Here is a 23,489-nt window from a genome sequence, read left to right on the forward strand (position 1 = left end):
GATCGACGTATAGTTGACCCAGTTCAACCATCTCGTGCGCGCCAGAGCTGTCGCAGCATCCCCCTCCCGACTGCGAAAGGTCCCGAATGACCACGGACTCTCCCGTCAAGATGACGCATCGACAGGTGCTCGAAGCCCTCACCGGCCTCCTCCTCGGCATGTTCGTCTCGATGATCGCCACCACGGTGGTCTCCACCTCGATGCCGGTCATCGTGCACGACCTCGGCGGCGACCAGGCCGCCTACACCTGGGTCATCACCGCGACGCTGCTCACCACCGCGATCTCGACCCCGATCTGGGGCAAGCTCGCCGACCTGTTCAACCGGAAGCTGCTGATCCAGATCGCGATCATCATCTTCGTCGGTGCGACCGCCGCCGCCGGCTTCGCGCAGGACACCAACACCCTCATCGCCTTCCGCGCCATCCAGGGCATCGGCGGTGGCGGACTCGCCGCCCTCAGCCAGGTCATCATGGCCGACATCATCAGCCCGCGTGAGCGCGGTCGGTACATGGGCCTGTTCGGCGCCGTCATGGCCGTCGCCACCGTGGGCGGTCCGCTGCTCGGCGGATGGATCACGGACGTCGCGAACTGGCGCTGGAACTTCTTCGTCGCCCTTCCCTTCGCCGTCGCCGCGCTGATCATCCTGCAGAAGACGCTGCACATCAGCACCGCGCGCACCCGCAAGGTCTCCATCGACTACGTCGGCATCGTGCTGCTCTCGGCGGCCGTCTCCCTGATCCTCATCTGGATCACGAACGCCGGATCGGCCTTCGACTGGTGGAGCACCGAGACCGTGCTCATGGTCGGCGGCGCGATCGTCTCGGCCATCGCGTTCATCATCGTCGAGCTCAAGGTGCGCGAGCCGCTCATCCCGCTCACGCTCTTCCGCGGTCGCACGTTCACCCTGTCGGTGCTCGCGTCGATCTCGATCGGCGTCGCGATGTTCGGCACCTCGGTCTACCTCGCGCAGTACATGCAGCTCTCCCGCGGCGCCACGCCGACCGAGGCCGGCCTGATGACCCTCCCGATGATGGCAGGGCTCCTGATCTCGTCGATGGTGATCGGCCAGCTCGTGACCCGCTTCGGCAAGTGGAAGGGCTACCTGATCCTCGGCTCCGTGCTGCTGATCGCCGGCTCCGTCATGCTGTCGACGCTGCACTACGACACGAACTTCGTCCTCGTCTCGATCTACATGTTCGTGATGGGCGCCGGCGTCGGCATGACGATGCAGAACCTCGTCCTCATCGTGCAGAACGTCGCGAAGCCCAGCGAGATGGGCGTCGCCAGCTCCGGCGTCACGTTCTTCCGCAGCCTCGGCGGCACGATCGGCGTCTCGGTCATGGGAGCCGTGCTCGCGAACAGCCTCACCAGCCTGTTCACCGACGGGAAGGAGCGGATCGGCGCCGCGATCGCACAGCTCGGCGACAAGGGTGCCGCGGTGGCCGCACAGCTCTCCAGCGGCACGCTGCCCGAGGTCCGTCTCCTCCCCGAGCCCGTGCGCTCGATCATCGAGGACTTCTACGCACAGGCCATCTCGCATGCGTTCCTGATCGGCATCCCGCTCGCGGTGATCAGCCTCATCGCGATCCTGTTCCTGCCGAACCGTCCGCTCACCACGATGACGACGACGGAGCGGGCCCAGGCGGATGCCGCGAAGAAGAAGCCCGTCGACGGCTCGGTGGAGGGGGCGGCCGACGTCGCGGTGGCCGATGCGACCGCGCTGTCCGGCGCACCGACCACCGGCACCGTCACCGTGATCGACCGGAACGGCGACCACGGCGATGCGGGCTCCGATGCCCGACGCTGAGCACCCCGAGGACACCCCGGAGGCGCGGGCCGAAGCGGTCCGCGCCCTCGAGGCGGAGTTCGGCGAGCTGATCACGCACTTCCGACGGGTGATCATGGAGAACGCCAATCGGGTGAGTCCCGGTCTCCTGCCCGGCGCCTACAAGATCTTCACCACGATCGCGCGCTGCGAGCGCGTGACGGTGTCGACGCTGTCGGAGCGGATGCTGATGGACAAGGGCCAGGTCAGCCGCATGGTGCGCGAGCTCGAGGACCTCGGTCTGATCGAGCGCTCCGCCGATCCGTCCGACGGGCGCTCGTTCCTCCTGCAGCTGACGCCCCTCGGTGCGGAGCGGCTCGCCCAGGCGCGGCTCCCCCAGGAGGGTCGGCTGCTGCGCACGCTCGAGGACTGGAGCCTGACCGACATCGGCAACCTCACCCGGCTGCTGCACGCCCTCGCTTCGGGCGTGACGCCGGGGATGCACGCGGACGACTGACCGGAGCACCCCCGAGCACGCGTCGCGCCTCGGCGGCCACCTCTGCGGCGATCGTGTCGAGCAGGTCCGAGCGCAGGTTCCACTGCTGCCAGTACAGCTGCACGCGGAGCGTCGGTCCGCCGAGCGCGACCAGCCCGGCCGACTCCTGCAGCAGCGGCACCATCCCCCACCCGAGCCCGAGCCCGACGGCCAGCGCATAGTCGTGGGAGGCCGGCACGTAATGCCGCGGCACGCCCTCGTGCGGCACCGACATGGCGCGGAGCCATTCGTGCTGCAGCGTGTCGCGGCGATCGAAGTCGACGAACGGCGCGGCGGCCAGCGCAGCCGTCGTCACCCCGTCCGGGAACCAGCGCGCCGCGAACGCCGTCTCGGCCATCGCACGGTACTCGAGCACCCCGAGCGGCGACACCGAGCACCCGGCGACGGGCGACTCCTCACTGGTCACCGCAGCCATCACCGTGCCGGACTCGAGCAGCCGCGCGGTGAAGTTCTGGTCGTCGCGGTGCAGGTCGAAATCGATGTCGTGGCCGGCCGCGAGGCGGGCGAGGGGCGCCAGGAACCACGTCGCCATCGAGTCGGCGTTCACGGCGAGCGGGATGGTGATGCGGCGGGCCGAGCCGTCCTCATCGATCCCCACGCCCACGAGCGCGTCGTGCTCCAGCAGGGCGATCTGCCGCGCCAGGCGGACGACGGCCTCCCCCGCCTCCGTCAATCGCGCGGGTTTGGTCCGCACGACGAGGATGCGACCGAGCTGCTGCTCGAGCGTCTTCAGTCTCTGGCTGACCGCGGAGGGGGTGATCCGCAGCCGCTTCGACGCGGCATCCAGTGTCCCCTCGTCGACGATCGCGGCGAGGGTCCCGGCGAGCTCGGGGTCGATTCTCACATAAGCGATGCTAATGGTTCGAAAGGAATCTTCGCTTCTGTTCATGCCTCGACCTTCCTAGGCTGGACACATGCTCACGGTTCTCGCCGGCCTCGGACTCGGCCTCTCCCTCATCGTCGCGATCGGCGCGCAGAACGTCTTCGTGCTGCGTCAGGGGATCCGCCGCGAGCACGTCTTCGCCGTCGTGATCATCTGCGCGCTCTCCGACGCGGCGCTCATCGCCGCAGGTGTCGCGGGACTCGGCTTCGTCCTGTCCGCCGCGCCCTGGCTGGTCGTCGTGGCCCGCTGGGCGGGCGCGCTGTTCCTCCTCAGCTACGGGATCCTCGCCGCGCGTCGTGCCTGGCGCGGGGGCGAGGAGCTCACGGCGGAGGGCGCGGATCCCGGAGCGCCCGAGTCACCCGCCTCCGGAGACGCCACCACGCTCACCCGCACCCGCCTGGCGCCCGTGGTGCTGACGACCCTCGCGCTCACCTGGCTCAACCCGCACGTGTACCTCGACACCGTCCTGATGCTCGGCTCGATCGCGGCCACCCACGGCGACCAGCGCTGGCTGTTCGCCGGCGGGGCGATCGCCGCCAGCATCCTGTGGTTCACGGCGCTGGGTTTCGGCGCCCGCTACCTCGGCCGCTGGCTGCGCACCCCGCGCTCGTGGCGCATCCTCGACGCCGTGATCGCCGTGATCATGATCTCGATCGCGATCAGCCTGGTGCTGCCGGTCCTCGGCGGCTGACCGGACTCAGGCGCCGTCGATCTGGGCGAGCCGGGCCCGGACGAGACTCTCGAGCACGCCCGTGGGAATCGGACTCTCGGGCTGGAACCGGATGGTCCCCTTGTCCACGCTGACCCCCGGATGCCCCTCCAGGGAACCGGCGACAGCGGCCACCGCGTCCGGGCTGAACGGATAGATCCCGATGTGCTTCCTGGCGCGCATCACCGAGAGCAGCGGCTTGCCGCCGTACACCAGCGCGGGCATCCCGTATCCCTTGCCCTGCTCGGCCTCGGGCGCCTCCTGCCGTGCGACGGCGTACACACGATCGATCGCCTCGCGGTCCGAGGCGGCGAGGTCGGTCAGGTAGTCGTCGATGGTTCCCACGACCGCATCCTGCCACCGATCGGCGCGCAGGGCGGGGACTCCGCAGGATCAGGCCCCGTCGAGGGGGCGCATGATCCGGGTGAGGAAGCGCTGCGTGCGCTCGTGCTGCGGCGCACGGAAGAGCTCGGCCGGCGGCCCCTGCTCCACGACCACGCCGCCGTCCATGAACAGCACGTGATCGGCGGCCTCGCGCGCGAAGCTCAGCTCGTGCGTCACGACCGCCATGGTCCATCCCTCGTCGGCGAGCTCCTTGATCACGAGCAGCACCTCCCCCACCAGCTCGGGGTCGAGCGCGCTCGTCGGCTCGTCGAAGAGCAGCAGATCGGGCTTGAGGGCGAGCGCGCGCACGATGCCGACGCGCTGCTGCTGTCCGCCGGAGAGCTGGTGCGGGCGCGCATCCGCCTTGTCCGCGAGACCCACGCGGTCGAGCAGAGCGACCGCCTCGGCCACCACCTCGGTCTTGGGGCGGCCCTGCACGCGCCACGGCCCCTCGATGACGTTCTCGAGCACCGTGAGGTGCGGGAACAGGTTGTGGTGCTGGAAGACCATCGCCGAACGGTCGCGCAGCGCCAGACGCTGCTGCTTCTGCACGCGCGGCTTCGGCTTCGCGGCCGGGGCGAAGTCGATGTCGGGGCCGCCCGCGACCACGATCGTCCCGGCATCCGGCGTCTCGAGGCCGTTGAGCGCGCGCAGGACCGTGGTCTTGCCGGAGCCGCTGGGGCCGATGAGCACGACGACCTCGCCGCGATGCAGCGTCAGATCGATGCCGCTGAGCACCTCGTTGTCGCCGAAGCTCTTGCGCAGCCCCCGGGCGGTGAGGAGTGCCTGCGGGGTGTTCTCAGGTTGCGACACGACTGTCGAGCCTCCTCTCGAGGGCGCTCTGCCCGAAGGACAGCAGGAGGCAGAAGACCCAGTAGACCAGCGCCGCCGCGAGGTAGAGCACCATGAACTGGTACGTGGTCGAGGCGATCTGCTGGGCCACCTTGAACAGTTCCGTGACCAGGATCAGCGAGGTGAGGGACGTGTCCTTCACGAGGGAGATGAAGGTGTTCGACAGCGGCGGCACCGACACCCGTGCGGCCTGCGGGAGGATGATCCGCGTGAGCGTGCGGGTGCGGTTCATGCCGACCGTGTAGGCGGCCTCCCACTGGCCCTTCGGGACCGAGAGGATCGCCGCCCGCACGACCTCGGCGCCGTAGCCGCCCACGTTGAGCGACAGCGCGATGATGGCGCTCGGCCACGGGTCGATCGTGATCCCGATCGACGGCATGCCGTAGAAGATCACGAACAGCTGCACGAGCAGCGGCGTGCCCCGGATCACGGAGATGTAGAACCGGGCGAACCCCGACACGACCGGATGCACCGAGATCCGCATCAGGGCGATGCCGACGGCGATGAGGAGCCCCAGCGCGAAGGAGGCCAGCGCGAGGGGCACCGTCGCCGTCAGACCCGCCCAGGCGATCGGCCCGAGCGAGTCGAGGAACAGCTGCCAGGGGTTCTCCATCGACTACTTGGTGACGTCTTCGCCGAAGTACTTGTCGCTGATCTCTGCCAGGGTCCCATCGGCACGGAGCTCGTCGAGCGCGCCGTCGACGGCCTCGACGAGGGCCTTCTTGTCCTTGGTGAACACGAAGGCCTGCTTGCCCGCGTCCTCGGTCTCCGCCGCGATCTTGAGCCCGGACGGGCTGTTGGTCTTCTCGTAGTCGAGGAAGGTCAGCTTGTCGTTGATGGTCGCGTCGACACGGCCCTGACGCAGCAGCTCGACGGCCTGCGCCCATCCTTCGACGGCCTCGACCTTCGCGCCGGACTCCTTGGCGAGATCGTTCCAGTTGCTGGTGAGGGACTGCGCGGTCGTCTTGCCGTCGAGGTCGGCGAAGGAGGAGATCGAGTCATCGTCGTCGGCCACGACGATCACGCCGGGCGAGACGGTGTACGGCTCGCTGAAGAGGTACTTCTTCTCGCGGTCCTCGTTGATCGAGACCTGGTTCGCGATCACGTCGAAGCGCCCGGCGTCGAGGCCGGCGAAGATCGCGTCCCACTGCGTCTCCTGGAAGGTGACCTCGAGGCCGAGCTTGTCGGCGACGGCCTGGATGATCTCGACGTCGAAGCCCGTGAGGTCGCCGGATCCGCCGTCGCCGTGGAAGCTGAAGGGGCGGTAGGTGCCCTCGGTCGCGACCGTGAGCGTGCCGTCCTTGACCAGGCCGAAGTCGGAGCTCGCGGAGCTCTCCCCGCCGCCCGAGGTGCTCGCGGGAGTGCTCGATCCGCTGCAGGCGGTGAGCGTCGCGGCGGCGATGACGAGTGCGGTGACGGCGATGAGACGACGAGACATGGACCCTCCTGGGGTGTGATGCGCGGTGCGAGTTTACGCGACCGCCGCGGGAACTCCCTCACAGTACGTGGCCTGCGGCGGTTCCCCGCATCCGATGACGTTGCGTTTCGCGGTGTCCGGGGCAGGACGCCGAAACGCCCCCGGGCGGACCCGGGGGCGTTTCAGGGAGTCAGACTCAGATGGCGTTGACGTCCAGCGGGATGCCGGGGCCGAACGTGGTCGACACCGCACCCTTCTGGATGTAACGGCCCTTGGCGCTCGACGGCTTGAGGCGGACGATCTCCTCGAGCGCTGCGCCGATGTTCTCGTTCAGCTGCTCGGCGGTGAAGGAGGCCTTGCCGACGACGAAGTGCACGTTGGCGTGCTTGTCGACGCGGAACTCGATCTTTCCGCCCTTGATCTCCTCGACGGCCTTGGCCGGGTTCGGGGTCACGGTGCCGGTCTTCGGGTTCGGCATCAGACCACGCGGGCCGAGCACCTTGCCGAGACGACCGACCTGGCCCATGAGCTCCGGGGTGGAGACGGCCGCGTCGAACGCGGTCCAGCCGCCGGCGACCTTCTCGATGAGCTCGGCGCCGCCGACCTCATCGGCGCCTGCGGCGATCGCTGCCTCGGCCGCGGGGCCGGTGGCGAACACGATGACGCGGGCGGTCTTACCGGTGCCGTGGGGCAGGATGACGGTGCCGCGCACCATCTGGTCTGCCTTGCGGGGGTCGACGGCGAGCTTCAGCGCGACCTCGACGGTCGAGTCGAACTTCGACGAGCCGGTCTCCTTCGCGAGGGCGACAGCCTCGGTCGGGGTGTAGAAACGGTCTGCCTCGATCTTCTCGGCGGCAGCCTTGTAAGCCTTGGACTTGGTAGCCATGATTATTCTCCTCAGCCCTCGACCGTGATGCCCATGGAACGGGCGGTGCCGGCGATGATCTTCGAGGCGGCCTCGATGTCATTCGCGTTCAGGTCGGCCTGCTTGGTCTCGGCGATCTGGCGGACCTGGTCCTTGGTGATCTTCGCGACCTTGACGGTGTGCGGGGTCGCGGAGCCCTTGGGGACGCCGGCGGCCTTCTTGATGAGCTCCGCAGCGGGCGGGGTCTTCAGAACGAACGTGAAGCTGCGGTCCTCGTAGACGGTGATCTCGACGGGGATGACGTTGCCGCGCTGCGACTCGGTCGCGGCGTTGTACGCCTTGCAGAACTCCATGATGTTGACGCCATGCTGACCGAGCGCGGGGCCGATCGGCGGCGCCGGGTTGGCTGCACCGGCGTTGATCTGAAGCTTGATCAGGCCGGTCACCTTCTTCTTCGGTGCCATTCTCTTTCCTTTCATCGAATCGGATGCCGGGGCATCCGCTTCTCCCACAGATCCGGCGGTTCCGGACCGTGGTCGTCTCCGCGCACGCCGAAGCGCCGCACAAACCACACAAGTCTACCCGATCAGGAGAGCACTCGTTGCCGCGGGCTACGCGACGGGCAGGCGCCCCCGACGCGAGAACGGCCGCCCCGAAAGGGACGGCCGTTCTCGTGAGGACTGGTGTCAGACCATCTTGGTGACCTGGTCGAACGACAGCTCGACCGGGGTCTCGCGCTCGAAGAGGGAGACGAGGACCGTGAGCTTGCCGCTCTCGGGCTTGATCTCGCTGATCGAACCGGGAAGACCCGCGAACGAGCCCTCCTTGATCGTGATGGTCTCGCCGACCTCGAAGTCGACCTCGGCCGGCAGCGGACGAGCGACGGCGACGCCGCCCTTCGACGCGATGTTCTTGGCCGTGGGGACGTCCTTGACCTCGACGAGGGACTTCAGCATGTTGAAGGCCTCTTCGAAGCGCAGCGGCGTCGGGTTGTGGGCGTTGCCCACGAAGCCGGTGACACCCGGGGTGTGACGCACGACCGACCAGGTGTCTTCCGTGAGCTCCATGCGCACCAGCACGTAGCCGGGGATGCGCACGCGGGTGACCATCTTGCGCTGGCCGTTCTTGATCTCGACCACGTCTTCCATCGGGACCTCGACCTGGTAGATCTCGTCCTCGACCTCGAGCGTCGACTTGCGCTGCTCGATGTTGGCCTTCACCTTGCGCTCGAAGCCGGCGTAGGAGTGGATGACGTACCACTTGCCCGGGAGCATGCGGAGGTCCAGGCGGAAGGCCTCGTACGGGTCCTCCTCGGCGTCCTCGTCGTCCGCAGAGGACTCCTCGTCGCCCTGCTCCTCGTCAGCACCGAGGTCGGGGCCGTCGTAGGGCGTGACCTCGTCGGCCGCAGCCGCGTCGAGCTCGGCGACCTCCTCGGCCACAGATTCGTTGAGGACCTCAGCGGCAGCCTCAGACTCAGCCGCTTCGTCCAGGTTGAGAGCGTCGTTCACGATCGCGTCCGCCTCCGGGTCGTCGATGTCGATGTCGGTGTCATCCGTGTCGTCCTCTTCGCCGTCCTCGCCCTCGACGTGGACAGCGACGTGCTCAGCCGAGGTGGCCGAGAGCTCTTCCTCTGCGAGGACGTTGCCCTCCTGGGCTTCGTCTTCCTCGCTGGACTGCTCTGCGGCGGTCGCCCAGTCGGCGTCGTCGGAATATCGTTCAGACACGTTGCTTCTTCTCCATAGCTGCGGCACGAGCCGCGGGCGTCATCAGCCAGGGATTCCGAACACCCAGTGCGTCACGAATGCGAACAGCGTGTCCAAGCCGTAGACGATGCCCATGACGATCACAACGAAGACGAGCACCACCAGGGTGAACTTGAACAGCTCCTTGCGAGTCGGGGTGACGACCTTGCGGAGCTCGGCGATGACCTGGCGGAGGAACAGGGCGATGCCCCCGAAGAACCGGGAGAAGGGGTTGCCCTTCTTCTCGCGGGTGGCGCCGGCCGCGACGACCTCGCCGCGCGGTTCGTCCTGATCCATCCTGAATGTACCTTTCGTGTGTCAGCGTTGCGCTGACGCGCAGGGCGGACAGGAATCGAACCTGCAACCTGCGGTTTTGGAGACCGCTGCTCTGCCAATTGAGCTACCGCCCTAGAGTCCGGGAGGACTCGGGGTGCCTCTCCACCCTTTCACGATCCGGCGGGGCGTGAGCCCCAGGCATGGCGAAAGACTGCAGAGAACAACTGCCCCACAAGCATACGGCATCGATCCGGTGGCGCCGAACCGGGAGCGGAACCCGCGTTGTTGCTAGGCTCGGCGAGCGGAAGTCGGGGGAAAGGGGCGCGTGTGAGCGCGGATGTGCAGCAGTTCCAGGTGGATGTGCGCGGTGTCGTCGATCTGCTCAGCAGGCACATCTACTCCAGCCCCCGGGTGTACCTTCGCGAGCTCATGCAGAACGCGCGGGACGCGATCACCGCCCGCCGCGAGGTCGACGGCGGAGGCGGACGCATCCGGATCACCCCGCTGACCGCCGAGAACGGCGAGTTCGTGCTGCGCGACGACGGCGTGGGTCTCACGGCCACGGAAGTCGCCGATCTGCTGGCGACCGTGGGCCGCAGCTCCAAACGCGACATCTTCGACCTGCCCCGCAGCGACTACCTCGGGCAGTTCGGCATCGGCCTGCTCAGCTGCTTCATGGTCGCCGACACCATCGTGATCCGCTCGCGGAGTGCCCGCGGCGGCGCTTCGGTCGAGTGGACCGGCAGCGCGGACGGCACCTTCCAGGTGGCCGAGCTGGAGGAGGAGCTCCCGATCGGCACCAGCGTGCACCTCGTGCCGCGCTTCGACACCGACGAGCTCCTGCGCCCGGCCGCCGTGCACGAGCTGGCGACGACGTTCGGCGAGTTCCTGCCGGTGCGGGTCACGCTCGACGCACCCGGCGGCGACATCGACATCACCAGGGACGCCCCGTTCCTCGACGCCGCGCAGGATCCCGAGGCGGCGGTCCGATACGGCCGCGACCTCCTCGGCGCAAGCCCGCTCGACATCATCGAGCTCAACGAGCCGGCCACCGGCACCCGCGGACTCGCCTACGTGCTGCCCTTCGCCCCTCCCCCGGGCGCCCGCCAGGCCACCCGCATGTACCTGGGGCGGATGCTGCTGTCCGAGCGCGTGGACGATGTCCTCCCGGACTGGGCGTTCTTCGTCCGCGCCGTGATCGACTCCACCGGCCTCGCGCCGACCGCGAGCAGGGAGTCGCTGGTCGAGGATGCGGCACTCGAGCGCGTCCGCGAGCAGCTCGGCGCCGGCATCCGCCGCTGGGTGCTCGAACTGGGCCTGCGCGAGCCCCACCGTCTCGCGCAGTTCGTCGCGGTCCACGAGGTCGGCCTCAAGTCGCTGGTGCGTCACGACGAGGAGCTCGCGCAGTTCATCTCCCGCTGGTTGACCGTCGAGACCACCCACGGCACCCTGCGGGTCGGCGACCTGGTGGAGCGCTACCCGCACGTCCGCTACGCGCAGACCGTGGACGAGTTCCGACAGGTGGCCGGGATCTCGCCCGCCGACGAGGTGCTCGTCAACGGCGGCTACCTCTACGACGCCGACCTGGTGCGGATGCTGCCGGACCTCTACCCGCACGTCACGGTCGAGCAGGTCGATGTGACGGGCGAGCTCGACCGCCTCGACCCGCCTCCGCTCGACGACCGCGATGCCGCCGTCGCCCTGGAGACCCGCGCCGGCGCCGTGCTCGCCGCGTCCGAGTGCTCGGTCGTCGTGCGCGCGATCGACCGCCCCGACCTCGCCGGGCTCTACGTGGCCGACCCCGAGGTGCTGCGGGCGATCGACCGCGGGCGGACCAAGGGCGTCACCGGCGCACTGTGGGGCGGCGTCCTGGACCGCATCGACCAGACGCTGTCCTCCGCGCGCGACGACGACCTGCGCGCCCGTCTGTGCCTGAACTGGTCGAACCGGGTCGTGCGCGCGCTGGTGCGCGTGCAGGACGACGCCGTCTTCGCCCGCACCGTGCAGCTCCTCTACATCCAGGCGCTGCTCGCCGGGCATCATCCGCTCGCCGACGCCGACCGTGCGCTGATGACCAGCGCACTCGCCGACCTCGTCTCGCTCTCGGCCGGACTCGAAGGGGACGCGATCCCCTTCGGCGACGCCCGCTGAACCTCCACCGAAAGGCCCCGTCCATGGCACGTCCGAAGAAGCGCTTCCAGCAGCTGATCGAGGAGATCGATCGCACCCCCTGGGGCCCGGCCGAGCAGGCGCTCGTGTCGGAGGCGGTCGCGCTGGCCGTCGAGATCGGCGACGACCGGCTGGAGTACGAGGCCCGGATGCGCCAGACGGCGTCGGCGAACATGAACGGCGCCACCGATGTCATGCTCAACTCGTTCGCGTGGTGCCTCGCGCACCATGACGCCGACCCGCAGCGCTTCCCCGCCGACCTCGACAACGGCGGCGCCGACCTGATGTGGCAGTTCAAGTGGATGGCGTCGTCGCTGCGCTCCTCGCCGGCCTTCTCGCAGGAGCAGATCGCGGCCGTGCTCGAGGACATGGAGTCGCACTACCGCTCGGCCGGCCTGGGCGTGAGCGGCGTGCTCACCGCGCGCTTCGAGGACGCCTGGGACGCCGGGCGCATGGACGACGCCGAAGCCCTGCGCGTGCAGCTGGAGGCGACCCCGCGCGACGACCACAGCCACTGCGACGCCTGCGGCCGGAGCCAGATCGCCGGCTTCTTCGCGGACACCGACCGCGACGCGGAGGCGATCGTCCTCGTCGAGGAGATGATCGAGGGCGGTTTCTCCTGCGGTGAGGAGCCGGAGCACGCACTGTCCCGCGTGCTGCTCCCCTACCTCCGCGCCGGGCGCGTCGACGAGGCGAAGACCGCGCACCTGCGCAGCTACCGGCTGGCGAAGGACAACCCCGACAACCTGCGCATCGTGGCCAACAACATCGTGTTCGCGGCGATCACCGGCAACGAGGCCCGCGCGCTGGCGCTCGTCGAGAAGCACATCGCCTGGCTGGCGCACGACGGACTCAACGTCGACGCGCACTTCGCCGCCCTGGCCGCTCTCGCCGTCGCCCTGGACCGCGTCACGGCCGCCGGACACGGCGACACCCCCGTGCGCGGCGCGGACTCGCCCGCCCTGCTCGCGTTCTTCGGCGAGCACGACGGCGCCTGGAGCGCTGCCGAGCTCGCAGCATCGGCCTGGGCCGCCGCCGACCGCATCGGCGCGGCTTTCGACGAGCGCGACGGCACCGACGGCCACGCGCGCAGCCTGGAGCGGATGCGGGCACTCGCGGCCGAGCAGTACGACGTGCCGATCCGGTCCGATGCGTTCGTCGCCCCGGCCCCCTCGACCACCCCGGTCGACGCGGACGGATGGTTCGAGCGCGTGATGCAGCTCGCCCAGTTCGGCGCCGAGCACGAGACGCTCGAAGCCCTCCCCCGCGCTCTCGAGGTCGAGGATCCGGCCAAGCGCGCCCAACTGCTGTCGATGCGCCTCGGCATCCTGATCGCGCTCGACCGCGCCGACGAGGCGCTGCAGCTGCTGCCCGAGCGCATCGCGGCGCTGCGATCCGCCGGCCTCGACGCGCAGGCCGACCTGGAGGAGCGTCTGGGCCTGGCGACGTTCGGGCTGAACACGCCGGAGACGACCGCCGCGCTGGAAGAGGCGATCGCCGTCTCCGACGGGCTTCCCGCCTGGTCCCGGGGCGACCTCGCGATCAGCCGTGCCGCCCTACACCTGCAGGCGGGCGAAGCGGATGCCGCGCTGGACCACGCCGAGGTCGCCGCGCGATCGTTCGCCGAGGCCGAGGACACCCGCCTGACGAACACCACGACGCTCGTCGCGATCTCCGCCGTGCTGCGCAAGGGCGACCTCGAGGCGGGGAGCTCGCTGCTCGACCGCTTCCTCGAGCAGGACGACCTCAGCGCCGGACACCGGGCGCAGGCTCTGCAGACCAGGGCACGCGTGCGCGGCGGCGGCAGCACCTACCTCGAGGGCGCCACCGACGCCGACGAGGCCTGCCGTCTGCTCGCGGAGCTCGGAGCGACGCGCGCGCTCGGCGAAGCCCACCTCCTCGCCGGAGCCCTCTGGGAAGACGCAGACGAGCCCGAGAAGGCCGTCTCCCGCTACCGTCTCGCGGCGCGACTCGGCGGCGAAGCCGGCGGAGACACGACCGGCGTGGACTTCCGCCTCGCCCGCGCCATGCTGCGGGCCGGCGACGCCGAAGAGGCCGCCGAGCTGTTCGGCGACGTGCTGCAGCGCGAGGAGGAGGCGGAGGTCCCCGCCGGTTCCCGCGCGATGACGGCCTCGATGCTGGCGCGGGCGCTGGGCGCCTCCGGCGAGTTCGGCCAGGCCGTCGGCGCCCACGGATACGCCTCGGAGCTGTTCGGCCAGGCCGAGGAGCACGCGGATCAGGCGATGTCGATGACCGAGCAGGCCAAGATCCTGGCGCGCTTCGACGAGCACGACGATGCGATCGCGCTGCTCGAGTCCGCGGCCGAGATCGTGCGTCGTGACCCGGATGCCGTCGGCGCTCTGACCGAGGTGCTGCACAGCCTCGGTCAGGCCTACGGCGGTCGCAGCGACGAGCGGGCGTTCGCCCTCTTCGACGAGGTCGCCGCACTCGCGCAGCAGCACGAGGCCGGCTGGCTCCTCGCCGACGTGACGGATTCGCGCGCACGCGCCCTGGCCGAGCTCGGGCGGATCGACGAGGCGGTCTCGGCCGCGCTCACCGCCGCCGACGGGTTCGCCGCCCTCGGCGACGTCGGGTCCGCCGGCGGCTCGGAGCTGTTCGCCGGACGGGTGCTCGCCGGGAACGAGCGTTCAGCCGACGCCGTGCCCGTGTACCGCAGCGCCATCGAGCACGCGGCCGGTCACCCGCCGTTGCTGCAGGTGGCCTCGCTCGAGCTCGGCGACGTGCTCGAGGCGCTCGGCCGGCACGGCGAGGCCGCCGAGGTCCGCGCGCACGTGCAGAGCTGAGCGCGGCTCAGAACAGCTGACGCCAGTTCGCCTTCGCGAGGTCGAGGAGCTCGTCGCCGCGACCGGACATGACGGTCCGGATCGCGTACAGCGCGAAGCCCTTCACCTGCGCGGCCTCGATCGCGGGCGGCATGGAGAGCTCCTGCCGCTCGGTGACGACGTCGAGCAGGGCGGGCCCGTCGTGCGCGAGCACCTCGCGGACGGCATCCGGAAGGTCTTCGCTGCGCTCGACCCGGCGCGCGAAGATCCCCATCGCCTCCGCGATCGCCGCGAAGCTGGGGTTGTCCAGGCCCGTCCCGTAGGTGACGAAACCGGCGGCCTTCATCTCCAGCTCCACGAAGTTCAACGAGGAGTTGTTCACGACGATGGTCTTCACCGGCAGCTTGTTCTGCGTCAGGGTGAGCAGCTCGCCGAGCATCATGGCGAGTCCGCCGTCCCCGGCCAGCGCGACCACCTGCCGGTCGGGGTGCGCGACCTGTGCCCCGATGCCGTGCATCAGCGCGTTCGCCATCGAGCCGTGGGTGAACGACCCGATCAGGCGACGGCCCTCTGTCATCGACAGGTACCGCGCCGCCCACACGGTCGGCGAGCCGACGTCGGCCGTGAAGATCGCGTCGTCGGCCGCCAGCTCGTCGAGGAGCCGCGCGAGGTACTGGGGATGGATGGGGCGCTTGCCCTTGGCCGGGACCGCGAGCTCGTCGAGCTTCTTCCGCGTCTTCCGGTAATGGGCGATCGAGTCGTCGAGGTGGCCGCGGTCGTCCTTCCTCGCCACCCGGGGCAGCAGGGCCTCGGCGGTCGCACGCACATCGCCGACGAGCCCCAGGTCCAGCGGATGCCGCTTGCCGAGCTGTGCGCCGCGGATGTCGACCTGGATGGTCGTGGCGCCGTCCGGGTAGAACTGCTCGTACGGGAAGTCGCTGCCCAGCACCAGCAGCGCCTCGGCGGCCTCCATGGCCCGGAAGCCGGAGGCGAAGCCGAGCAGCCCCGTCATCCCGACGTCGAAGGGGTTGTCGTACTCGATGAACTCCTTGCCGCGGAGGGCGTGCACGATCGGTGCGCCCAGCTTGTCGGCGAGCGCGATGACCTCGTCGTGCGCGCCCTCGACGCCCGCTCCGGCGAGGATCGTGACCTTCTTCGCGGCGTTCAGCAGCGTCGCGGCCTTCTCGAGCTCGGGTCCGCTGGGGACGACGACGGGTCGGGCGCGCTCGATCACGACGGCGCGGTCGTCGGCGATCTCGGCGAGGGCGACGTCGCCCGGGATCACGAGCACCGCGACACCCCGCTCCTCGATCGCGGCGCGCATGGCGATCTCCAACAGGCGCGGCATCTGCTTCGGGTCGGCGACGTACTCGACGTAGACGCTGCACTCGCGGAACAGCTCCTGCGGGTGCGTCTCCTGGAAGTACCCGGTGCCGATCTCGGTGGTGGGGATGTGCGCGGCGATCGCGAGCACCGGGACGCGCGAGCGGTTGGCGTCGTAGAGGCCGTTGATGAGGTGCAGGTTGCCCGGGCCGCAGGAGCCGGCGACCACCGCGAGCTCACCGGTCGTCGCGGCATCGGCGGCGGCAGCGAAGGCGGCGGACTCCTCGTGCCGCACGTGCACCCAGCGGATCGTGCCGTCCTTGCGCAGCGCGTCCGTGAAGCCGTTCAGCGAGTCCCCGGGAAGGCCGTAGACACGGTCGATCCCGTTGGCGTGCAGAGTCTTGACGATGTTCTCAGCGACGTTGGCCATGCTTCGACCCTACGCCCGGGGCAGGACGCGGGGCTCGACGGCACCGCCTGTCGCGGGTGAGGCGTCAGTACTCCTGAGCGCCGTCGCGCTCCGGCTCGGGGCTCCGCCGGAACGCACGACCGGAGACCGACGCCGGCGCGATGCGGACGTAGACCCGCTTGAGCGTGGGGATCCACGGGCGCAATCCCGCGGCATCCGCCCGGTGCACGTCGGTGTCCGTCTCCAGCGCGGTCGCGTGTCCGCGGACGATCACGCTCCACGCGTCGGTGTCGGTGTGGTCGTCGACCTCGAACAGCACATCGGTGTTGACCGTCAGCTCGAACAGCTTGCTGCCCGGAGCGGTGCGGAACAGGATCCCGTCGCCGTCGACCACGAAGTTCACCGGGAAGATGTCGATCGTGTCCCCGACGTGGGTGACGAGTCGCCCCAGTTCCTGCGTGCCGAGCCGTTCCCAGCTCTGCTCGGAGGTCAGCGTCTCGATGGGATCGGTGTGCGCGCTCATGCCGCCCATTGTGCCCCACCCGCCGCCGGCACGCACAGGGGGACGGACGCGGTCGCGTCCGTCCCCCTGTGCGAAGCCGCCGTGATCAGCCGATGCGGATGAGCTTCTTGTTGACGAACTCGTCCGCGGCCAGGTGCCCCAGCTCGCGAGCGGTGCCGCTGCGCTTCACGCCGCCGAACGGCAGCTCGGGGCTGTCGGCCAGCACGAGGTTGACGTAGACCATGCCGGCCTCGATCTTGTCGGCCACGCGCTCGGCCTGCTCGGCATCCGTCGTGAAGACGTAGGAGCCGAGACCGAACGTGGTGTCGTTCGCCAGCTCGACCGCCGCGTCCTCGTCCGCGACGCGGTACACGACCGCGGCCGGGCCGAAGAGCTCTTCGCGGTACACGTTCATCTCGGGCGTGACGTCGGTGAGCACGGTCGGGGCGAAGAACGCACCGTCACGGGTTCCGCCGGTCAGCAGCGTCGCCCCCTGCTCCACGGCCTGGTCGATCTGCTTCTGCAGGTTCTCCGCGGCCGTCTCGGACGAGACCGGGCCGAGGACCGTGTCGTCGAGCGTGGGATCGGTCGCCTCGACCGCCGCCATGGCCGCGGTGAACTTCTCGACGAACGCGTCGTAAAGGCCGTCGACGACGATGAAGCGCTTGGCGCCGTTGCACGCCTGCCCGTTGTTGTCGAGACGCGCGTCGACGCCGGCCTGCACGGTCGCGTCGAGGTCGTCGGTGGAGAGCACGATGAACGGATCGGAGCCGCCCAGCTCGAGCGCGACCTTCTTGAGGTTGCGGCCGGCGATCTCGGCGACGGCCGCGCCCGCTCGCTCGGATCCGGTGAGCGAGACGCCCTGCACGCGCGGGTCGGCGATCATCGTCGCGATCTGCTCGTTCGTGGCGAGCACGTTCTGGTACGCGCCCTTCGGGAAACCGGCGTCGTGGTAGATCTTCTCGATCGCGGTCGACGACTCCGGGCACTGCGGCGCCGGCTTGAGCAGGATCGTGTTGCCCACGATCAGGTTGGGCGCGGCGAAGCGGACGATCTGGTACGCCGGGAAGTTCCACGGCATGATGCCGACGAGCGGACCGAGCGAGGAGCGGCGGATGATGGCCGACCCCTCCCCCAGGATCGCGATCGGCTGGTCGGCCATGATCGACTCCGCCTGGTCGGCGTAGTACTCCGCGATGTCGGCGGCGAAGTCGACCTCGCCGAGGGCGGCCTCGCGGGGCTTGCCCATCTCGCGCACGAAGATGTCGGCGAGCTCCTCGCGGCGCTCACGATGCAGCTCGGCCGCGCGGCGCACGAGGGCCGCGCGCTCGGCGACCGTCGACGAGCGGGACCACTCGCGGTGGGCCTCGTCGGCAGCGGCGACGGCCTCGTCGATCTGAGCGTCCGTGAAGGTGTCGAAGGACGCCAGCGTCTCTCCGGTGGCGGGGTTGATGACGGCGTAATCGGTCATGTTCTCTCCTCCTCTGGCTGCTCGGTCAGGAGACCGGGATCAGCGTGTACTTGGTGGACAGGTACTCGTGGATACCCTCGAAGCCGCCCTCGCGGCCGACGCCGGACTGCTTGACGCCGCCGAAGGGAGCAGCCGCGTTGGAGACCACGCCCACGTTGAGACCCATCATGCCGGTCTCGAGGCCGTCGATCATCCGCTGGCCGCGCTGCAGGTTCTCGGTGAACACGTACGAGACGAGCCCGTACTCGGTGTCGTTCGCGAGGCGCACGGCCTCCTCCTCGGTCTCGAAGGTCGCGATCGCGAGCACCGGTCCGAAGATCTCCTCGCGGAGGATCGCGCTGCCGGCGACCACGTCGGTGAGCACGGTGGGCTCGTAGAACGTCCCCGTCCCCTCGACCGCCTTTCCACCGGCGAGCAGCGTCGCACCGCGGCCGACCGCGTCGTCCACGAGCTCGCCGGCCTTGGCGACGGCATCCGCGTCGATGAGCGGTCCGATCGCCACGCCGTCTTCGGTGCCGCGGCCGATCTTCATGTCGTTGACGCGCTCGGTGACACGCTTGGCGAACTCGCCCGCGACGTCCTTGTGCACGATGAAGCGGTTGGCCGCGGTGCACGCCTGGCCGATGTTGCGGAACTTCGCGGCCAGCGCGCCGTCCACCGCCTTGTCGAGGTCGGCGTCGTCGAACACCACGAACGGGGCGTTGCCGCCGAGCTCCATCGACACGCGCAGCACGCCCTCCGCCGCCTGGGCGATGAGCTTGCGCCCGACCTCGGTCGAGCCGGTGAAGGACAGCTTGCGCAGACGGGGATCGGCGATGATCGGCGCCGACAGCGCGCTCGACTTCGACGTCTGCACGACGTTGACGACACCGGCGGGCAGGCCGGCCTCCTCGAGCAGCTTCGTGAAGTAGATCGTCGTCAGCGGGGTGAGTGCCGGGGGCTTGATCACGACGGTGCAGCCGGCGGCGAGGGCGGGCGCGATCTTGCGCGTCGCCATCGCGAACGGGAAGTTCCACGGTGTCACGAAGAACGACGGCCCGACCGGTCGCTGCGACACGACCATGTGGCCGGTGCCCTCGGGGTTGATGCCGTAGCGGCCGCTGATGCGCACGGCCTCCTCGCTGAACCAGCGCAGGAACTCGCCACCGTAGACGACCTCTCCCCGTGCCTCGGCGAGCGGCTTGCCCATCTCGAGCGTCATGAGCAGCGCCAGGTCCTCCTTGTGCTCCTGCACGAGGTCGAAGGCCCGGCGGAGGATCTCGCTGCGCACGCGCGGCGCCGTCGCCGCCCACTCGTCCTGAGCGGCGACCGCGGCGTCGAGTGCGCGGATGCCGTCGGCCGGCGTCGCGTCCGCGATCGTCCGGATGACAGCCCCGGTCGCCGGATCCTGCACGTCGAACGTGCCGCCGGTCTCGCCGTCGATCCACTGACCGCCGATGAAGAGGCCGGTGGGGATGCTGTCCAGGAGCGCCTGTTCGGTCTGAGTGCTCATGATTCTCTTTCTGTGAGGAGGGCTAGGAGCGCTTGCGTCGGCTGGGCGGTGCGTCGATGCCCAGCGTCTCGCCGCGGAAGAAGGCGGGCCGACGGACCGCATTCCAGATCATGACCGCGATGCCGACGACGATGATCAGCATCCCGAGGATGAACACGATGCCGACGCCGCCGATGTTCGAGCCGGAGCCGTAGGCGGGATCCATCGAGTCGATCAGCGTGGTGAAGAAGAGCACCGCGAGGATGGCGCCGCCGACGAGCGGGAAGAGGAACGTGAAGAAGAAGTTCCTCGTCGAGTCGAACCACTGCTTGCGGAAGTACCAGACGCACGCGAACGCGGTGATGCCGTAGTAGAAGCAGATCATCATGCCGAGCGTGAGGATCGTGTCCCAGAGCGTGTCCTCGCTGACCACGCGCATGACGGCGTAGAAGGCGGAGGCGACGATGGCCGACACGATGGTCGCGTACCCGGGGGTGAAGAAGCGCGGGCTGACCTTCGCGAACGACTTCGGCAGGGCGCCGTAGTGCCCCATCGCCAGCAGGGTGCGCGCGGGGCCCACGAACGTGGACTGCAGCGACGATGCCGAGCTGGTGAGGACGGCGAGCGACACGAGGAACGCGAGCGGGCCGAGGATCGGACCGGAGAGGTGGAAGAACACGTTCTCCTGGATGTCCTCGTTGCCGAGGCCCAGCGCGCCGGTGCCGACGCCGGCGAACATGATCATCGCGACCGCGAGGAGCAGGTACAGCGAGACGATCGTGAGCACCGTGACGGTGGCTGCGCGCCCGGGGGTCTTCTCCGGGTCCTTCGTCTCCTCGTTCATGGTGAGGGTGACGTCCCACCCCCAGAAGATGAAGATCGAGAGGGAGAGGCCGGCGGCCACGGCACTGAACGATGAGATCGCGAACGGGTTGAACCAGTTCAGGTCGAACGGCTGGTAGTCGAAGCCGTTGCCGCTCACCGCCTGCACGATTGCGGCGACCGCGAAGAAGACCAGCACGAGGATCTGGAAGCTGACGAGCCAGTACTGCAGCTTCTGCGTCGTCTGCATGTCGCGGTACGAGATCCAGGTGGCGCCGAGCATGAACAGCAGGCACACGCCGATGTTGATCCAGGTGTTGCTCGCGATACCCGCGATGTCGGCGTTCCCCGTGACCTGCGAGATGAGCAGGAAGAGGAAGTCCACGGCGATGCCGGCGAGATTCGAGAGCACCAGGATGGTCGCGACCACCAGCCCCCATCCCGCCATCCAGCCGATCCACGGCCCGAAGGCGCGCGCCGCCCACGTGAAGGAGGTGCCGGAGTCCGGCATCCGGTTGTTGAGCTCGCGGTAGCCGAAGGCCACCAGGAGCATCGGGATGAAGCCGACGAGGATGATCGCCGGGATCTGCGCACCGACCGTGGAGGCCACCGGGCCGACGGCCGCGGTGAACGTGTACGCGGGGGCGATGCACGAGATGCCGATCACGACCGCGCCGATGAGGCCGACGGTTCCGGCGCTCAGACCCTTCGTGGAGATGCCGGTCGTGACACCGGATTCGGGCTCCGTCGCCCGGTTCGTGCTGCTCATCAGCGTTCTCCTGCCTCGTTGCGGGTACGCGGGACGACGATCATGGGGACGGGCAGCTCGTGCAGCATCTTCGCTGCCGTGGAGCCCAGGAACAGGCGGCGGGGCTGGGCCAGTCGGCTGGAGCCGACCAGGACGACCTCGCCGGGAAGCCAGGACAGATGCGCGACGGCGTCTTCGACGGAGTCGCCCGGTGCCTTCTCGACGGCGGCGGTGCGACCGTCGGGCAGCAGCTCCGTCGCCATCGCGAGGACCTCCTGCGCGTGCGTGTCGCCGACCGTGCGGATCGCCCCGGTGTCGAGACCGGGCGGCACGTCGAACGGCACGAGGGACACCAGCCGGAGATCGACGCCGCTGTCCCCGGCGAGGGCGACCGCCTCGTCGAGCAGCGCATCGGCGCCCGGGCGCGAGCCCACCGCGACCGTCACCCGCGGGATGACGTGGTCGTCCTGCAGCGCCGCACCCACCGGTGCCAGCGCGACCGGGATGGTCGACGAGTGCAGGAGCTCCGACGCGACGCTGCCGAGCCGGTGGCGTCCGAGGATGCCGCCTCCCGCCGCGCCGATCACGATCACCCGGGCGCCGAACTCCTCGCCGGCGGCGATGAGACCCTCGGCGAACGACTCCGAGAAGCGCACGTGACCGCTGCGGGTCAGCTCCTGCGGCAGCCGGACGACCGCGTCGCCCAGCCACTTCTTGGCCTGGGCCCGGATGTGCTCCTCGTAGGCGCGCTCCGGCGGGACCGCGGCGCTGCGCGTGCCCTCGTTGGGCAGCACGATCACCAGGTGCAGCGTCGCACCGAGGCTGCGGGCGAGCCGCGCACCGAGCGCCGCGGCATCCGCTCCCGCATCCGTCGCCGTGTAGCCCACGACGACCGAGCCGGTCATCAGCTGCCGCTCTCGACAGCGCCGGCGTCGCGACCGGCCTCGACGATGTTCGAAGCCACGAGGTGACCCATCCGGATCGCCCCGTCGACGTGCTGGTATCCGGCACCGGCCATGTCGCTGCACGCGAAGTGGATCGGACCGACGGCCGTGCGGAGGTCGGCGCCGTAGCGGTGCAGACCACCCATGTCGAAGCTCGCGGCGTAGGCACCGCGGGTCCACTCCTCGCTGCCCCAGTCGCTCTCGTAGTAGACGACCGGGTTCTTGGCCTCGGGGCCGTAGTAGTGCGAGAGCGACTCGAGGATGCGCTCCTTGCGCTCCTCGGCCGAGAGCTCGAACACGCCGTCGGCGTTGGCGTCGGAGACGAAGCCGACCAGGGTGCCGCGCTCGTCGCCGTGGTTCGTGTTGTCGTACGCCTCGTGCGAGAGCTCGTAGGGGCTGAACGCGGTGCCGCTGAGGCCCTGCTCGCGCCAGAACGGGCGGTCGTAGACGGCGTGCACCTTGATGACGAAGCCCATCGATAGGTGCTGGTGCAGCTGGTGCTGACGACGCGGCAGCGGCGGGACGAACGAGATGCGGCTGTACAGCACGGGGGCGTGCGCGAGGATCGCGTGGCGGGCGCGGACCGTGAGCTCGTCCGTGGTGGCCACGACGCCGGCATCCGACCACTCCAGGGTGCGCACGGGCTGGTTCAGCAGCACGTCGTCGCCCAGGCGCTCGGCCAGTCGCAGCGGAACCTGCTGCAGTCCGCCGACGACGCGCTTGTCCAGGATGAAGTCGGCGTCGACGAGGTTGGAGTACGAGCCGGCGGATGCCGCCATCAGCAGCGACTGCAGCAGCGAGAACGCGTGCGTCGGCTTGGTGAGCATCGCCGATCCGGTGGCGAAGGCCAGGTTGCGCACGGCCTCGTCGTCGTCGGTCTGCTGACGCAGCCAGGCGTCCCAGGAGATGGAGTCCCAGTCGGCCGCGCTCGGGTGCGCCCACGGGCGGTCCGGGTCGATCTCGGCGACCAGGGCATCGAGGATGTCGGTGACCCGGGCGATCTCCGCCTCGGTCTCCGGGGCGACGGGGAACATCTCGCCGGTGAAGCGGTGCGCCTTCCCGTCGGGGCCGACGTAGACGCTGTCGCCCTCGCGATAGCGGCTGTACGTCTCGAGCCCGAGCTCCTCGATCGCGTCCTTGAGCGCGTCCTGATCCGGCGAGACCCACTGGCCGCCGATCTCGAGCATGGCGCCGTCGATGACGTCGGTCCAGAGGCGTCCGCCCACGCGGTCGCGGGCTTCCAGGACGGCGACCGACAGGCCGGCCTTGCGCAGGTCGTTCGCCGCGGTGAGCCCTGCGGCTCCGGCGCCGACGATCAGTACGTCGCGAGTGATCTCAGCCATCTGCAACTCCTTCGTTGGGTGAAGTAGTGCCGGTCGCGACCCGAAATCCCCCGA

General features: G+C 69.6%; 21 protein-coding genes and 1 tRNA gene. 5 read left to right on the plus strand and 17 right to left on the minus strand.

The features are described from left to right. The first annotated feature begins 86 nt into the window (after positions 1-86). Entirely contained in the window at positions 87-1,808 is a 1,722-nt protein-coding gene (locus MME74_RS13675; RefSeq protein ID WP_267415607.1) for an MDR family MFS transporter, read from the plus strand. Continuing rightward, positions 1,795-2,283: a MarR family winged helix-turn-helix transcriptional regulator gene (locus MME74_RS13680; RefSeq protein ID WP_267415609.1), complete on the plus strand. Its 489-nt coding sequence runs from the start codon at positions 1,795-1,797 to the stop codon at positions 2,281-2,283. Before MME74_RS13675 ends, MME74_RS13680 begins: the two co-directional genes overlap by 14 nt. On the opposite strand, the gene MME74_RS13685 is transcribed toward MME74_RS13680, so the two are convergent. Next, complete coding sequence (locus tag MME74_RS13685) at positions 2,222-3,166, minus strand: LysR family transcriptional regulator ArgP (RefSeq protein ID WP_267415610.1); 945 nt, start codon at positions 3,164-3,166, stop codon at positions 2,222-2,224. The two genes, MME74_RS13680 and MME74_RS13685, sit on opposite strands and share 62 nt — an antisense overlap. Before the next feature lie 70 nt (positions 3,167-3,236). On the opposite strand from MME74_RS13685, the gene MME74_RS13690 reads away from it, so the two are divergent. Further along, positions 3,237-3,896 (plus strand): LysE/ArgO family amino acid transporter, encoded by a 660-nt coding sequence (locus MME74_RS13690; protein ID WP_267415611.1) that lies wholly within the window; start codon positions 3,237-3,239, stop codon positions 3,894-3,896. Positions 3,897-3,902: 6 nt separating this feature from the next. On the opposite strand, the gene MME74_RS13695 is transcribed toward MME74_RS13690, so the two are convergent. The 9 genes from MME74_RS13695 to MME74_RS13735 all read right to left on the minus strand — a co-directional run bounded on the left by MME74_RS13695 (position 3,903) and on the right by MME74_RS13735 (position 9,584). Further along, a complete protein-coding gene (locus MME74_RS13695) occupies positions 3,903-4,259 on the minus strand; it encodes an iron chaperone (RefSeq protein ID WP_267415612.1) in 357 nt (118 codons plus the stop codon). A 48-nt stretch (positions 4,260-4,307) separates the two neighbouring features. Beyond that, positions 4,308-5,111 carry an amino acid ABC transporter ATP-binding protein gene (locus MME74_RS13700; RefSeq protein ID WP_267415613.1) on the minus strand — a complete coding sequence of 268 codons (804 nt, stop codon included), beginning with the start codon at positions 5,109-5,111 and terminating at the stop codon, positions 4,308-4,310. Then, complete coding sequence (locus tag MME74_RS13705; RefSeq protein WP_267415614.1) at positions 5,098-5,763, minus strand: amino acid ABC transporter permease; 666 nt, start codon at positions 5,761-5,763, stop codon at positions 5,098-5,100. Before MME74_RS13705 ends, MME74_RS13700 begins: the two co-directional genes overlap by 14 nt. Before the next feature lie 3 nt (positions 5,764-5,766). Continuing rightward, positions 5,767-6,588 (minus strand): amino acid ABC transporter substrate-binding protein, encoded by an 822-nt coding sequence (locus tag MME74_RS13710; protein ID WP_267415615.1) that lies wholly within the window; start codon positions 6,586-6,588, stop codon positions 5,767-5,769. A 175-nt stretch (positions 6,589-6,763) separates the two neighbouring features. Then, on the minus strand, positions 6,764-7,453 hold the full coding sequence (gene rplA, locus MME74_RS13715; protein ID WP_267415616.1) for a 50S ribosomal protein L1: 690 nt from the start codon (positions 7,451-7,453) through the stop codon (positions 6,764-6,766). 11 nt (positions 7,454-7,464) lie between these two features. Then, the gene (gene rplK, locus MME74_RS13720; protein ID WP_091027467.1) at positions 7,465-7,896 is read right to left on the minus strand and encodes a 50S ribosomal protein L11; all 432 of its coding nucleotides are present in this window, start codon (positions 7,894-7,896) and stop codon (positions 7,465-7,467) included. A 222-nt stretch (positions 7,897-8,118) separates the two neighbouring features. Beyond that, positions 8,119-9,156: a transcription termination/antitermination protein NusG gene (gene nusG, locus MME74_RS13725; protein WP_267415618.1), complete on the minus strand. Its 1,038-nt coding sequence runs from the start codon at positions 9,154-9,156 to the stop codon at positions 8,119-8,121. 42 nt (positions 9,157-9,198) lie between these two features. Continuing rightward, positions 9,199-9,471 carry a preprotein translocase subunit SecE gene (gene secE / locus MME74_RS13730; RefSeq protein ID WP_267415619.1) on the minus strand — a complete coding sequence of 91 codons (273 nt, stop codon included), beginning with the start codon at positions 9,469-9,471 and terminating at the stop codon, positions 9,199-9,201. A gap of 40 nt (positions 9,472-9,511) precedes the next feature. Next, positions 9,512-9,584: transfer RNA gene (locus MME74_RS13735), tRNA-Trp, on the minus strand. 193 nt (positions 9,585-9,777) lie between these two features. Between MME74_RS13735 and MME74_RS13740 the strand changes: the two genes are divergently transcribed. Together MME74_RS13740 and MME74_RS13745 are read left to right on the plus strand one after the other, a co-directional pair. Further along, the gene (locus MME74_RS13740) at positions 9,778-11,601 is read left to right on the plus strand and encodes an HSP90 family protein (protein ID WP_267415620.1); all 1,824 of its coding nucleotides are present in this window, start codon (positions 9,778-9,780) and stop codon (positions 11,599-11,601) included. Between the two features lie 23 nt (positions 11,602-11,624). Beyond that, positions 11,625-14,423, plus strand: a complete 2,799-nt coding sequence (locus MME74_RS13745) for a hypothetical protein (RefSeq protein WP_267415621.1) — start codon at positions 11,625-11,627, stop codon at positions 14,421-14,423. Positions 14,424-14,430: 7 nt separating this feature from the next. Here the strand turns inward: MME74_RS13745 and poxB are convergent, their stop codons facing one another. From poxB to MME74_RS13780, 7 genes are all read right to left on the minus strand, one after another. Beyond that, complete coding sequence (gene poxB / locus MME74_RS13750) at positions 14,431-16,155, minus strand: ubiquinone-dependent pyruvate dehydrogenase (RefSeq protein ID WP_267415623.1); 1,725 nt, start codon at positions 16,153-16,155, stop codon at positions 14,431-14,433. 64 nt (positions 16,156-16,219) lie between these two features. Continuing rightward, entirely contained in the window at positions 16,220-16,657 is a 438-nt protein-coding gene (locus MME74_RS13755) for a pyridoxamine 5'-phosphate oxidase family protein (protein WP_267415624.1), read from the minus strand. Positions 16,658-16,742: 85 nt separating this feature from the next. Continuing rightward, on the minus strand, positions 16,743-18,107 hold the full coding sequence (locus MME74_RS13760; RefSeq protein ID WP_267415625.1) for an NAD-dependent succinate-semialdehyde dehydrogenase: 1,365 nt from the start codon (positions 18,105-18,107) through the stop codon (positions 16,743-16,745). Between the two features lie 25 nt (positions 18,108-18,132). Next, positions 18,133-19,599, minus strand: coding sequence for an NAD-dependent succinate-semialdehyde dehydrogenase (locus tag MME74_RS13765; RefSeq protein WP_267415626.1), 1,467 nt, complete (start codon positions 19,597-19,599; stop codon positions 18,133-18,135). A 22-nt stretch (positions 19,600-19,621) separates the two neighbouring features. Next, complete coding sequence (locus tag MME74_RS13770; RefSeq protein ID WP_267415627.1) at positions 19,622-21,169, minus strand: APC family permease; 1,548 nt, start codon at positions 21,167-21,169, stop codon at positions 19,622-19,624. Next, positions 21,169-22,053, minus strand: coding sequence for a universal stress protein (locus tag MME74_RS13775; RefSeq protein WP_267415629.1), 885 nt, complete (start codon positions 22,051-22,053; stop codon positions 21,169-21,171). Before MME74_RS13775 ends, MME74_RS13770 begins: the two co-directional genes overlap by 1 nt. Continuing rightward, positions 22,053-23,435, minus strand: coding sequence for a flavin monoamine oxidase family protein (locus MME74_RS13780; RefSeq protein WP_267415630.1), 1,383 nt, complete (start codon positions 23,433-23,435; stop codon positions 22,053-22,055). The genes MME74_RS13775 and MME74_RS13780 overlap by 1 nt, the downstream gene beginning before the upstream one ends. Between the last annotated feature and the right edge of the window lie 54 nt (positions 23,436-23,489).

This window comes from Microbacterium oxydans (genome assembly GCF_026559675.1).
Taxonomy (GTDB): domain Bacteria; phylum Actinomycetota; class Actinomycetes; order Actinomycetales; family Microbacteriaceae; genus Microbacterium; species Microbacterium oxydans_D.

Coding starts and splice junctions, on each gene's coding strand:
- MME74_RS13680 (WP_267415609.1), top strand. CDS start 1,795: ATGCCCGACGCTGAGCACCCCGAGGACACCCCGGAGGCGCGGGCCGAA.
- poxB (WP_267415623.1), bottom strand. CDS start 16,155: ATGGCCAACGTCGCTGAGAACATCGTCAAGACTCTGCACGCCAACGGG.
- MME74_RS13690 (WP_267415611.1), top strand. CDS start 3,237: ATGCTCACGGTTCTCGCCGGCCTCGGACTCGGCCTCTCCCTCATCGTC.
- MME74_RS13770 (WP_267415627.1), bottom strand. CDS start 21,169: ATGAGCAGCACGAACCGGGCGACGGAGCCCGAATCCGGTGTCACGACC.
- MME74_RS13745 (WP_267415621.1), top strand. CDS start 11,625: ATGGCACGTCCGAAGAAGCGCTTCCAGCAGCTGATCGAGGAGATCGAT.
- MME74_RS13780 (WP_267415630.1), bottom strand. CDS start 23,435: ATGGCTGAGATCACTCGCGACGTACTGATCGTCGGCGCCGGAGCCGCA.
- MME74_RS13775 (WP_267415629.1), bottom strand. CDS start 22,053: ATGACCGGCTCGGTCGTCGTGGGCTACACGGCGACGGATGCGGGAGCG.
- rplK (WP_091027467.1), bottom strand. CDS start 7,896: ATGGCACCGAAGAAGAAGGTGACCGGCCTGATCAAGCTTCAGATCAAC.
- MME74_RS13765 (WP_267415626.1), bottom strand. CDS start 19,599: ATGAGCACTCAGACCGAACAGGCGCTCCTGGACAGCATCCCCACCGGC.
- MME74_RS13705 (WP_267415614.1), bottom strand. CDS start 5,763: ATGGAGAACCCCTGGCAGCTGTTCCTCGACTCGCTCGGGCCGATCGCC.
- rplA (WP_267415616.1), bottom strand. CDS start 7,453: ATGGCTACCAAGTCCAAGGCTTACAAGGCTGCCGCCGAGAAGATCGAG.
- MME74_RS13710 (WP_267415615.1), bottom strand. CDS start 6,588: ATGTCTCGTCGTCTCATCGCCGTCACCGCACTCGTCATCGCCGCCGCG.
- MME74_RS13675 (WP_267415607.1), top strand. CDS start 87: ATGACCACGGACTCTCCCGTCAAGATGACGCATCGACAGGTGCTCGAA.
- secE (WP_267415619.1), bottom strand. CDS start 9,471: ATGGATCAGGACGAACCGCGCGGCGAGGTCGTCGCGGCCGGCGCCACC.
- MME74_RS13760 (WP_267415625.1), bottom strand. CDS start 18,107: ATGACCGATTACGCCGTCATCAACCCCGCCACCGGAGAGACGCTGGCG.
- MME74_RS13755 (WP_267415624.1), bottom strand. CDS start 16,657: ATGAGCGCGCACACCGATCCCATCGAGACGCTGACCTCCGAGCAGAGC.